We start from the raw sequence: 11,783 nt of genomic DNA on the forward strand, positions 1-11,783 counted from the left end.
CGCGCACCAGCTGGCCGCGCGGGTGCCCGCCCTGCTGGCCGGCTGGGCCGACGCGCTGGCGGCGGCCCGGGCGGCGGCCGGCCGGCCGACGGTGCTCCGGGTGGGTTTCGAGAGCGCCGCGATCCACTTGGTGGGGCTGGCGACGGTGGAGGCCTTCGCCCGGCGGATGCCCGGCTGGCAGGTGCGGCTGCGGCAGTTCAACGGCTTCGACTCCGGGGCGGCGCTGGACGCCGGGGAGATCGACCTGGCGCTGTGGCACGCCCCTCCGGAGGAGGGCGGGGAGCGCGGGGCGACCGCCGACGGCCGGTACGGCTGTGCGCCGCTCGGCCTGGACGAGCGCTGGGTGGTGCTGCCGGCCGGGCACCGGCTGGCCGGCCGCGCCGAGCTGGAGATGGCGGAGCTGCTGGACGAGGCGGTGGTCTCGGTGCCGGCGGTGGCGGGCTTCCGGCAGGACCACTGGGTGGGCGCGGACGCCCGCGGCGGACGGCCGGTGCGGGTCGGCGCGGTGGTGCACAGCCCGGACGAGTGGCTGGCGGCGGTGGCCTGCGGACAGGGCATCGGCTTCGCGCCGGCCTCGCTCGGCGCCCTGGCGGGCCGCCCGGACGTGGTGTTCCGGCGGGTGCTCGGGCTCGGGCCGAGCCGGGCCGGCCTGTACTGGCCGGCGGACCGGCCGCCGACGCCGGCCGCGGAGGCCTTCGTGCTCAGCTGCCGGGAGACGGTGGCGGTGGGCGGCCGGGTGCGACCGCCCACGGGCGCGGTGGATCAGACGGCGTCGAACGGGGCGGGGTAGCGGCACAGGCCCCGCGGCGAGCCGTCGTAACCGGGCAGCGGCAGGACGAGGAAGCAGTCGTCCTCGACCTCGTAGGGCCCGGTGACCTCGTGGCGGGAGGCCGGGATGAATCCGAAGCGGGAGTAGTAGCCGGGGTCGCCGAGGACGACGACCAGGCGCTCGCCGGCCTCCTCCGCGGCGGCCAGTGCGGCGCGCACGACCTGGGCGCCGATGCCCTTGCGCTGCCACTCGGGGGCGACGGCGACCGGGGCGAGCGCGACCGCCCATCCGTCGCCGACCTGAAGCCGTGTCAACAGCGCGTGGGCGAGAACGAGTTCGTCCTCGACGGCGACCAGTGAGAGGTCGGGCAGCCATGCCGGGTCGCGGCGCAGCGCGTCGACGAGGTCGGCCTCGTCGGGGCCGGGGAAGGCCGCCATGTGCACCCGCCGGGTGGCGGGGGCGTCGGACGGGACTTCGACTCTGGTTCGGACGGCCATGGTGGTGACACCCCTCTGTCGTCGCACGCCGTTGCGGACCGGCCCCGGACGGTGCGGGCGCACCGTCCGGGGCCGTGAAAGGTTAACCGACCTTGGTCAGGCCTTGGGCTCGGTCTCCGACTTGGGCTTGGCGTCGACCCCGGCCTCGCGGCGCTGCGCCGGGGTGATCGGGGTCGGCGCACCCGTCAGCGGGTCGCCGCCGGTGGACGTCTTCGGGAAGGCGATGACGTCGCGGATGGTGTCGTACCCGCCGAGGAGGGTGACGATGCGGTCCAGGCCGAAGGCGACGCCACCGTGCGGCGGCGGGCCGTAGTTGAAGGCGTCGAGCAGGAAGCCGAACTGCGAGGCCGCCTCCTCCTCGGAGAGGCCGATCGCGTCGAACGCGCGCTTCTGGACGTCCCGCTGGTGGATACGGATCGAACCGCCGCCCAGCTCGGAGCCGTTGAGCACCAGGTCGTAGGCGTTGGAGAGCGCGTTGCCCGGGTCGGTGTCGAAGCTCGCCAGCGACTCGGCCGTGGGCGCGGTGAAGGGGTGGTGCACCGCGTGCCAGCCCTGGAACTCGCCCTTGTCGTCCTCGATGGGCTCGAACATCGGGAAGTCGACGACCCAGAGGAAGGCCCACTGCGACTCGTCGATCAGGTTGCAGCGGCGGCCGATCTCCAGACGGGCGGCGCCGAGCAGCTCCTGTGAGGGGGCCTTCTTGCCGGCGGCGAAGAAGACCGCGTCGCCGGGCTTGGCACCGGCGGCGGCGGCGAGGCCGGCCAGGTGCTCCTCGGAGAGGTTCTTGGCGACCGGGCCGCGGAGCTCGCCGGTCTCGGCGTCGACGAGGACGTAGGCGAGGCCGCGGGCGCCGCGGGCCTTGGCCCAGTCCTGCCAGGCGTCGAGCTGCTTGCGGGGCTGCGAGGCACCGCCGGGCATGACGACCGCACCGACGTACGGGGCCTGGAACACGCGGAACTCGGTACCGGCGAAGTACTCGGTGAGGTCGGTCAGCTCCTGGCCGAAGCGGACGTCCGGCTTGTCGGAGCCGTAGCGGGCCATCGCGTCCGCGTAGGTCATCCGCGGCAGCGGGTTCGGCACCTCGTAGCCGTGCACCTCGCGCCAGATGGCACCGATGATCTTCTCGCCGAGGGCCAGGACGTCCTCCTGGTCGACGAACGAGGCCTCGATGTCGAGCTGGGTGAACTCCGGCTGGCGGTCGGCGCGGAAGTCCTCGTCGCGGAAGCAGCGGGCGATCTGGTAGTAGCGCTCCATGCCGGCCACCATCAGCAGCTGCTTGAACAGCTGGGGCGACTGTGGCAGGGCGTACCAGTGGCCGGGCTGCAGCCGGACGGGGACGAGGAAGTCGCGGGCGCCCTCGGGCGTGGAGCGGGTGAGGTACGGCGTCTCGATGTCGAGGTAGTCGTTCTCCTCCATCACCCGGCGGATGATGTTGTTGACCTTGGAGCGCAGGCGCAGCGCGCGGGCCGGGCCCTCGCGGCGGAGGTCCAGGTAGCGGTAGCGCAGGCGCACCTCCTCGTTGACCGTGCCGGGCTCGTACTCGGCGACCGGGAACGGGACGGGGGCGGCCTCGGAGAGCACCTCGATCGCGCTGACGACGACCTCGACGGCGCCGGTGGCGATGTCGGGGTTCTCGTTGCCCTCGGGGCGCACGCGGACCTCGCCGACGACCTTGACGCAGTACTCGGCGCGCAGGCCGTGCACCGAGTCCAGGTCGCGGACGACGATCTGCACGGTGCCGGAGGCGTCGCGCAGGTCGATGAAGGCCACGCCGCCGTGGTCGCGGCGGCGGGCGACCCAGCCGGCCAGGGTGACGGTCGTTCCGGCGTGCTCCGCGCGGAGCGTGCCCGCGTCGTGCGTGCGGATCACAGCTGCTTCTCCTTCAGGGTGGATACGAGTGCTTCAAGTGCGACGGGGACCTGCTCGCCGGTGGTCATGTCCTTGAGCTGGACGACCCCGGCGGCGAGATCTCGGTCCCCGGCGACCAGGGCGAAGCGGGCGCCGGAACGGTCGGCGGACTTCATGGCGTTCTTGATGCTCTTGACGCCGAAGGCGAGGTCGGTGGCCACCCCTGCGCGGCGCAGCTCGACCACCTTGGCGAAGAGCACGTTCTTGGCCTCCTCGCCGAGGGCGACGGCGTAGACGGCGGTGGGCGCGGGCAGGTCGAGGGCGGCGCCCTCGGCCTCCATCGCCAGGTAGGTGCGGTCCACGCCGAGCGCCCAGCCGACGGACGGCAGCGCGGGGCCGCCGATCATCTCGGAGAGTCCGTCGTAGCGGCCGCCGCCGCCGATCGCGGACTGCGCTCCGAGACCGTTGTGCACGAACTCGAAGGTGGTGCGGGTGTAGTAGTCGAGGCCGCGGACGAGCTTGGGGTCGTCGGTGAAGGCCACGCCGTTGGCGGTGAGCAGTTCGCGCACCTTCTCGTCGTACGCCTTGCAGTCCTCGCAGAGGTAGTCGCGCAGCATGGGGGCACCGCCGAGCTGGGCCTGCACCGACTCGCGCTTGTCGTCGAGCACGCGCAGCGGGTTGATCTCCGCGCGGCGGCGGGTGTCCTCGTCGAGGTCGAGGCCGGTCAGGAACTCGACCAGGGCGGCGCGGTAGACCGGACGGCACTGCTTGTCGCCGAGGCTGTTGAGCAGCAGCGTGTAGTCGCTCAGGCCGAGCGAGCGGAAGGCGTCGTCGGCGAGGACGATCAGCTCGGCGTCGAGCGCCGGGTCCTCCGCACCGATCGCCTCGGCACCGACCTGCGCGAACTGGCGGTAGCGGCCCTTCTGGGCCCGCTCGTAGCGGTAGTACGAACCCGAGTACCAGAGCTTGACCGGCAGGTTTCCCTGCTTGTGCAGGTTGGCCTGGAGGGCGGCGCGCAGCACGGAGGCGGTGCCCTCGGGGCGCAGCGCGAGCTCGTCGCCGCCCTTGGTGGTGAGGTTGTACATCTCCTTGGTGACGATGTCCGTGGACTCGCCGACGCCGCGGGAGAAGAGCTTCACGTCCTCGAAGACCGGCGTCTCGATGTAGCCGTACCCGGCCAGGCGGGCGGGCGCGGAGAGACGCTCGCGGATCGCCAGGAAGGTCGCGGAGCTCGGGGGCAGCAGGTCGTAGGTGCCCTTGGGGGCGGAGAAGGTGCTCAACGTCTCTTCCGTCACATTCCTCGTCGCGGGTGGGCCGGAGCGTCCAGCGCACCGGCCGCCTGCAGGAGGTACGGGTTGGTGGCGCGCTCACGGCCGATGGTGGTCTGGGAGCCGTGGCCGGACAGGACCACGGTCTCGTCGTCGAGGGGCAGGCACACCCGGGTCAGCGATTCCATGATCGCCTTGCTGTCCCCGCCCGGGAGGTCCGTGCGCCCGATGGAGCCGGCGAACAGCAGGTCACCCGAGAAGAGGACCGGCGGGATCTGGTCCGACGAGGGCGTCCGGAAGGTCACCGACCCCCTGGTATGGCCGGGCGCGTGGTCGACGGTGAGCTCCAGGCCGGCGAGCTCCAGCACGCTGCCGTCGGTGAGTTCGCGGACGTCGTCCGGCTCGCCCACGGTGATCGAGCCCATGATCTGCTGCCCGAGCGCGCGGCCCAGGCCGCGGCCCGGGTCCTTCATCATGTAGCGGTCCTCGGGGTGGATCCACGCCGGGACGCCGCGGGCGCCGCAGACCGGGACGACGGAGGCGATGTGGTCGATGTGCCCGTGGGTGAGCAGCACCGCGACCGGCTTGAGCCGGTGCTCGCGGACGAGGTCCTCGACGCCCTGCGCGGCCTCGTGGCCGGGGTCGACGATCACGCACTCCTCGCCGGCGGCCGGTGCGACCAGGTAGCAGTTGGTGCCCCAGGCTCCGGCGGGAAATCCGGCGACGAACACGTGAGTCCTTCGGTCGAGTCGGGAGGTCGCGGGCGGTCGTGTCACCGCCCGGTCACACCGCAGCCTACCGGCGGCACGGCACCGGGAGCGAACCAGATAGCCCAGTGGCGGAGCCGTTTGATCTCGTACTTACACCCGAGGTCCTTACACTTGGCCGCCTGCGGATGCGATGATCCGCACCGGAACCCCCCAATCCCCGCATCAGCATTACAGGAGACACGGCCGGTGGTCAGTAGCGAACAGCGGCGGCGGCAGCTCGCCCGCGAGAAGTACGAGCGCCAGATGCAGCGCCGGGCCGAGGCCCAGCAGAAGGCGCGCAAGCGCAACGTGCTGGTCGGCGCGGGCGTGGCCGTCGCGGTGGTCGCCGCTGCCGGTACGGCCTGGGCGCTCGGCGGCTCGGACGGCGACAAGAAGGACAGCGCCGCCGCACCGACGCCGACCGCCGCGGCCACCCCGGTCAAGGGCTGCACCACGCCGGCCCCGGGCTCGCCGAACGGCAAGCAGTTCAAGGCCGAGCCGGCCATGACGGTGGACACCAAGGCCGGCTACACGATGGCCCTGGACACCAGCTGCGGCAAGATCACCATCGCGCTGGACGCCGCGAAGGCCCCGCACACGGTGAACTCCTTCGCGTTCCTGTCGAACGAGAAGTACTTCGACCACACCAAGTGCCACCGGCTCACCACCGAGGGCATCTACGTGCTGCAGTGCGGCGACCCGACCGGCACCGGTTCCGGCGGCCCCGGCTACCAGTTCGCGGACGAGAACCTGACCGGCGCGACCTACCCGGCCGGCACGGTGGCGATGGCGAACGCCGGCGCGGGCACCAACGGCAGCCAGTTCTTCCTGGTCTACAAGGACACGCAGCTTCCCCCGCAGTACACGCCGTTCGGCAAGGTGACGGGCGGCCTCGACGTCCTGCAGAACATCGCCGCGGGCGGTGTGCGGGGCGGCGGCGGGGACGGCGCTCCGGTCGCCGACATGGTGCTCAACTCGGTGACGACGACCAAGGGTTGATCCTTCCGGGCGGTGATCCGGCCGCCGTCGGCCGCCGGATCACCGCGATCGGCCGGGAAATCACCCGGCCCGGATGCGGACAGCACCGACGCTGGTCGCCTATGTTGCTGTTGTATAGGGTGCCCTGACCGTCAGCCGTCACCCTCGGCAGCACTCGGCGGCAGGACGGCGGACTCCACCGGTCCGCCGCACATTCAACTGTGGACGACGTGCCGGCGCCGATGCGGCGGGCGGGACGTCATTGGAGGAGGCGCTGTGAGCAGCGACCCGTGGGGCCGTGTCGACGAGCAGGGGACCGTGTACGTCAGGACGGCCGAGGGCGAACGCGTCGTCGGCTCCTGGCAGGCCGGCTCCCCGGAGGAGGCCCTCGCGTACTTCGAGCGCAAGTACCAGGGGCTGGAGGCCGAGATCGGCCTGCTGGAGCACCGCGTCCGCAAGACCGACCTGGCCGCCAAGGAGGCCCAGGTCGCCCTGGACCACCTCAAGGCCCAGGTGGCCGAGGCCCACGCGGTCGGTGACCTGGACGCGCTCTCCAAGCGCCTCGAGACGCTGAGCGGCGAGATCGAGTCCCGCCAGGTCGAGCGGCGCGCGGCCCGGGCGAAGGCCCAGGAGGATGCGCGTTCGGCGAAGGAGGCGCTGGTCACCGAGGCCGAGCAGCTCGCCGAGTCGACCCAGTGGCGGGAGGCCGGTGACCGGCTGCGCGCCCTGGTGGAGACCTGGAAGGGCCTGCCCCGGCTGGACCGCAAGAGCGACGACGAGCTGTGGCACCGCTTCTCGCACGCCCGCTCGGTGTTCTCCAAGCACCGCAAGGCGCACTTCGCGGCGCTGGACAACGAGCGCGAGCACGCCCGGCAGACCAAGGAGAAGCTGGTCGCCGAGGCCGAGGCGCTCTCCGGCTCGACGGAGTGGGGCGACACCGCCGCGCGCTACCGCGACCTGATGGCGCAGTGGAAGGCGGCCGGTCGGGCGCAGCGGGACGCGGAGGAGGAGCTGTGGGCGCGCTTCCGCGGCGCCCAGGACGTGTTCTTCCAGGCCCGGTCCGCCGCGTTCAGCGAGCGGGACGCCGAGCAGGGCGAGAACCAGAAGCTCAAGGAGGCGCTGCTGCTGGAGGCGGAGGCGATCCTGCCGATCACCGACCTCAAGGCGGCCAAGGCGGCGCTGCGCGAGGTCAACGAGCGCTGGGAGGCGATCGGCCACGTGCCGCGTGCCGCCCGCGGCCAGCTGGACGGCCGGCTGAACGCCGTCGAGCGGGCGGTCCGCGAGGCCGAGGACGCCGAGTGGAAGCGCACCAACCCGGAGGCGAAGGCCCGTGCGGCCGGCATGACCGGTCTGCTGCAGCAGGCCGTGGACAAGCTGCAGGCGGACCTGGACAAGGCCCGTGCGGCCGGCAACGCGAGCCGGGTCGCCAAGCTGGAGTCCGAGCTGGCGGGCCGTCAGGCCCTGCTGGACCAGGCCCAGAAGAGCCTGGAGGAGTTCGGCGGCTGACGCCCGGCTCCCGCGTGCACGACCGGAGGGCCCCCGCCGCGGCGGGGGCCCTCCGCATGTCCGGTCACAGCGGCCAGCTGCGGCCGTGCGCCCAGTCGGCGAAGCCCTGCCAGCCGACCTCGGGGTGGTCGCGGCGGAGCGCCGCGGTGTCGATGTCCAGCCCGGTCTCGGTGAAGTAGCGGAACATCGCGGCGAGGTCGGCGGAGTACGCCTCGATCTCGGCGAGCGGGAGGCGGCGGAAGCCGATCGGCCGGCCGGTGGCGGAGCTGAGCACCTCGGCGATCTCGGGGCAGGTGAGGGCGTCGGAGGCGAGGTCGATCCGCCGGCCGGCGAACTCCTCGGGACGGGTCAGCGCGAGGGCCGCGAAGGCGCCGATGTCACGGGCGGGGACGAGTGCGAGCGGGCGCTCGGGCGGCATGGGGAGGACGAAGCTGCCCTCGCGCAACCCCTGCAGGGTCCACTCCCCCGCGTAGTTCTCCATGAACGCGGCCGGGCCGAGGACGGTCCAGGGCACGCCGAGCCCGGCGAGCCGGCGCTCGATCCGGTACTTGGTGTCGAAGTGCGGGATGCCGGTGTCCCGGTCGGCGTGCGCGGCGGAGGTGAGGACGATGTGGCCGACCCTGGCGTCGGCGGCGGCCTCGACCAGGGCGGTGCCCTGGCGGACCTCGGTGGCGAGGTCGGTACCGAAGGGCGTCGACATGGCGAAGAGGGCCGCGGCGCCGGCGAGGGCGGCGTCCAGGGACTCACGGTCGTCGAAGTCGGCGGCCACGACCTGGGCACCGGCGGCCCGGAGGGCGCGGGCGGCGGCCGAGTCGGGGGTGCGGGTGAGGGCGCGGACGGGCAGGCCGTGCGCGAGGAGGGCGTCGACCACGGCGGCGCCCTGGGTGCCGGTGGCTCCGGCCACCGCGACATATGATGTCTGCGTCATGCAGACACTGTAGGGCGAGTTCTCTGCGTCACGCAGATATTTTCTCGGGAGGATGCCCATGCGGCCGCACGACCTCGAAGCCGACTCCCGGCGCTACCTCGCCTCGTACGCGCTGTTCAACCAGGCAGTGGCGGACCGGCTCGGACTGCACCCCACCGACGTGCAGTGCCTCAACCTGCTGGGCCTGGAGGAGGGACCGCTCACCACCGGCCGGATCGCCGAGCTGACCGGTCTCACCAGCGGCTCGGCCACCCGCCTGGTGGACCGGCTGGAACGGGCCGGATACGTCACCCGGCGGCGCGACGAGGAGGACCGGCGCCGGGTACTGGTCGAACCGGTGCCCGCGGCGGCGGCCCGGCTCGGCGCACTCTGGGGGGAACTCGGCGAGGGCTGGGACGCCCTGCTGGCCGAGTACACCGAGGAGGAGCTCGCCTTCCTCTCCCGCCACATGCGCCGCACCGTCGAACTCGCCGAACGCCAGATCCGGCGCCTCCGTGAGGGAGGGTGAACCACCAGGGCGGGTGAACCCCAAGGAGCGGGTGAACCCCAAGGAGCGCGTGGGGTACCCCACGCGCCCCTGAGGTGATCCCTACTTCTTCGCCGAGGTCACCCGGTAGACGTCGTACACGCCCTCGACGCCGCGGACGGCCTTCAGGACGTGGCCGAGGTGCTTGGGGTCGCCCATCTCGAAGGTGAAGCGGCTCATCGCCACCCGGTCCCGGGAGGTCTGCACCGCCGCCGAGAGGATGTTGACGTGCTGGTCCGAGAGCACCCGGGTGACGTCCGAGAGCAGCCGCGAGCGGTCCAGCGCCTCGACCTGGATCGCCACCAGGAAGACCGACGACTGGGTGGCCGCCCACTCGACCTCGATCATCCGCTCCGGCTGGTGCGAGAGCGCCTCGACGTTCACGCAGTCCGAGCGGTGGATCGAGACGCCGTTGCCGCGGGTCACGAAGCCGACGATCGGGTCGCCCGGCACCGGGGTGCAGCAGCGGGACAGCTTGACCCAGACGTCCTCGACGCCCTTGACGATCACACCCGGGTCGCCCTTGGCGCGACGGCGCAGTGAGCGGCTCTGGTGCGTCGGGGTGGCCGTCTCGGCGAGGTCCTCGGTCGCGCCCTCCTCGCCGCCGAGCGCCTGCACCAGCTTCTGCACGATGGACTGCGCGGCGACGTGTCCCTCGCCGATCGCGGCGTAGAGCGAGGAGATGTCGGGGTAGCGCATCTCGTGCGCCAGGGTGACCAGGGAGTCGCCGGTGAGGATGCGCTGGATCGGCAGACCCTGCTTGCGCATGGCCCGGGCGATGGCCTCCTTGCCGTGCTCGATGGCCTCCTCGCGGCGTTCCTTGGAGAACCAGGCGCGGATCTTGTTGCGGGCGCGCGGCGACTTGACGAAGGTGAGCCAGTCGCGGGACGGGCCGGCGTTCTCCGCCTTGGAGGTGAAGACCTCGACGGTGTCGCCGTTCTCCAGCTCCGACTCCAGCGGCACCAGGCGGCCGTTGACCCGGGCGCCGATGCAGCGGTAGCCGACCTCGGTGTGCACGGCGAAGGCGAAGTCCACCGGGGTGGCCTTGGCGGGCAGCGCTATCACGTCGCCCTTGGGCGTGAAGACGAAGACCTCGTTGCTGGAGAGGTCGAAGCGCAGCGACTCCAGGAACTCGCTCGGGTCCTCGGTCTCCTTCTGCCAGTCCAGCAACTGCCGCAGCCAGGCCATCTCGTTGACGGCGTCGGCCTTGTCGTGCTTGCGGGCGTGCGCCGGGGTGTCGGTGCGGACCTTGGAGGCGCCGGCCACCGCGCGCTGCTTGTACTTCCAGTGCGCGGCGATGCCGTACTCGGCGCGCCGGTGCATGTCGAAGGTGCGGATCTGCAGCTCGACCGGCTTGCCGCCGGGCCCGATGACCGTCGTGTGCAGCGACTGGTACATGTTGAACTTGGGCATCGCGATGTAGTCCTTGAACCGCCCCGGCACCGGGTTCCACCGCGCGTGGATGGTGCCCAGCGCCGCGTAGCAGTCGCGGACGGTGTCGACCAGGACCCGGATGCCCACCAGGTCGTAGATCTCGGCGAAGTCGCGGCCCCGCACGATCATCTTCTGGTAGACCGAGTAGTAGTGCTTCGGCCGGCCGGTGACCTGGGCCTGGATCCGGGCGCCGCGCAGGTCGCCCTGCACCTGGTCGATCACGGTGGCCAGGTACTCGTCCCGCTTGGGCGCGCGCTCGGCCACCAGGCGCACGATCTCGTCGTACATCTTGGGGTAGAGGATCGCGAAGGCGAGGTCCTCCAGCTCCCACTTGATGGTGTTCATGCCCAGCCGGTGCGCCAGCGGGGCGTAGATCTCCAGCGTCTCGCGGGCCTTCTTCTCCTGCTTCTCCCGCTTGAGGTAGCGCATGGTGCGCATGTTGTGCAGGCGGTCGGCGAGCTTGATGACCAGGACGCGCGGGTCCTTGGCCATCGCGACGACCATCTTGCGCACGGTCTCGGCCTGCGCGGCCTCGCCGAACTTCACCCGGTCCAGCTTGGTGACGCCGTCGACCAGCAGTGCGACCGAGTCGCCGAAGTCCTGCCGCAGCGTCTCCAGGCCGTAGTCGGTGTCCTCGACGGTGTCGTGCAGCAGGCCCGCCATCAGGGTGGGGGCGTCCATGCCGAGCTCGGCGAGGATGGTCGCCACCGCGAGCGGGTGGGTGATGTACGGGTCGCCGCTCTTGCGCTTCTGGCCGCGGTGCCACTTCTCGGCGACCGCGTAGGCCTTCTCGATCTCCTTGAGCAGGACCGGGTCGGCCTTCGGGTCGTTCGCGCGGATGGTGCGGAACAGCGGCTCCAGGACGGGGTTGACCGCGCTGCTGCGCTGGCCGCCGAGCCGGGCGAGGCGGGCGCGCATGCCGCCGCCGGAGGTGGACCGGTGGGCGGGCGGCGGGGCGGGACGCGCCGGGCCGGCCCCGGAGGGGGCGGGACGGCTCTCGGGCGCGGCGGCCTCCGCGGTGGGCACAACCTCGTCGGGCAAGGACACTCCTCGGGGGCGCAAGGGCCTCCCCCTCGTTCGGGCGGTCGCGCCATCGGTCGCACCCGTCGGTCGTGCAACCGAGAGGGGATGAATCTTCATGGTACCGAGAGTGCGGCCCGGCCGGTCGGCCGCCCGGGCGCGGAATCCGCCGGCGAGGGCGCGGCGGCGGCCCGTCGAGCCCGGGGCCGGCCGCCGGGCCCGGCCGCGGGGCGGGGCAGACGGGGCCGAGGGCGTCCAGC

The 11,783-nt window shown here is 72.4% G+C and carries 10 protein-coding genes; 4 read left to right on the forward strand and 6 right to left on the reverse strand.

Annotated elements, in window-relative coordinates; genetic code table 11:
- On the forward strand, positions 1–790 hold a 790-nt coding region (locus tag KSNIM_RS07475; RefSeq protein ID WP_263102439.1), incomplete at its 5' end, for a LysR family transcriptional regulator substrate-binding protein.
- Here KSNIM_RS07475 and KSNIM_RS07480 read toward each other — a convergent pair.
- The 4 genes from KSNIM_RS07480 to KSNIM_RS07495 form a co-directional block, all read right to left on the reverse strand.
- Positions 763–1,266 carry a GNAT family N-acetyltransferase gene (locus KSNIM_RS07480; protein WP_263102440.1) on the reverse strand — a complete coding sequence of 168 codons (504 nt, stop codon included), beginning with the start codon at positions 1,264–1,266 and terminating at the stop codon, positions 763–765. The genes KSNIM_RS07475 and KSNIM_RS07480 overlap by 28 nt on opposite strands.
- A 96-nt stretch (positions 1,267–1,362) precedes the next feature.
- Entirely contained in the window at positions 1,363–3,135 is a 1,773-nt protein-coding gene (aspS, locus tag KSNIM_RS07485) for an aspartate--tRNA ligase (protein WP_263102441.1), read from the reverse strand.
- Positions 3,132–4,394, reverse strand: a complete 1,263-nt coding sequence (hisS, locus tag KSNIM_RS07490; protein ID WP_263102442.1) for a histidine--tRNA ligase — start codon at positions 4,392–4,394, stop codon at positions 3,132–3,134. Before hisS ends, aspS begins: the two co-directional genes overlap by 4 nt.
- A gap of 11 nt (positions 4,395–4,405) precedes the next feature.
- Positions 4,406–5,113: an MBL fold metallo-hydrolase gene (locus KSNIM_RS07495; protein WP_263102443.1), complete on the reverse strand. Its 708-nt coding sequence runs from the start codon at positions 5,111–5,113 to the stop codon at positions 4,406–4,408.
- A gap of 225 nt (positions 5,114–5,338) precedes the next feature.
- Here KSNIM_RS07495 and KSNIM_RS07500 point away from each other — a divergent pair, with 225 nt between their 5' ends.
- Both KSNIM_RS07500 and KSNIM_RS07505 read left to right on the forward strand, forming a co-directional pair.
- Positions 5,339–6,130, forward strand: coding sequence for a peptidylprolyl isomerase (locus KSNIM_RS07500; RefSeq protein ID WP_263102444.1), 792 nt, complete (start codon positions 5,339–5,341; stop codon positions 6,128–6,130).
- 255 nt (positions 6,131–6,385) lie between these two features.
- The gene (locus KSNIM_RS07505; RefSeq protein WP_263102445.1) at positions 6,386–7,615 is read left to right on the forward strand and encodes a DUF349 domain-containing protein; all 1,230 of its coding nucleotides are present in this window, start codon (positions 6,386–6,388) and stop codon (positions 7,613–7,615) included.
- 64 nt (positions 7,616–7,679) lie between these two features.
- Here the strand turns inward: KSNIM_RS07505 and KSNIM_RS07510 are convergent, their stop codons facing one another.
- Entirely contained in the window at positions 7,680–8,543 is an 864-nt protein-coding gene (locus tag KSNIM_RS07510; RefSeq protein WP_263102446.1) for an NmrA/HSCARG family protein, read from the reverse strand.
- Between the two features lie 58 nt (positions 8,544–8,601).
- Between KSNIM_RS07510 and KSNIM_RS07515 the strand changes: the two genes are divergently transcribed.
- The gene (locus KSNIM_RS07515) at positions 8,602–9,051 is read left to right on the forward strand and encodes a MarR family winged helix-turn-helix transcriptional regulator (RefSeq protein ID WP_263102447.1); all 450 of its coding nucleotides are present in this window, start codon (positions 8,602–8,604) and stop codon (positions 9,049–9,051) included.
- 81 nt (positions 9,052–9,132) lie between these two features.
- Here the strand turns inward: KSNIM_RS07515 and KSNIM_RS07520 are convergent, their stop codons facing one another.
- Entirely contained in the window at positions 9,133–11,643 is a 2,511-nt protein-coding gene (locus KSNIM_RS07520) for a RelA/SpoT family protein (RefSeq protein ID WP_263102448.1), read from the reverse strand.
- Positions 11,644–11,783: the final 140 nt, after the last annotated feature.

The organism is Kitasatospora sp. DSM 101779 (assembly GCF_025655475.1).
Lineage (GTDB): Bacteria > Actinomycetota > Actinomycetes > Streptomycetales > Streptomycetaceae > Kitasatospora.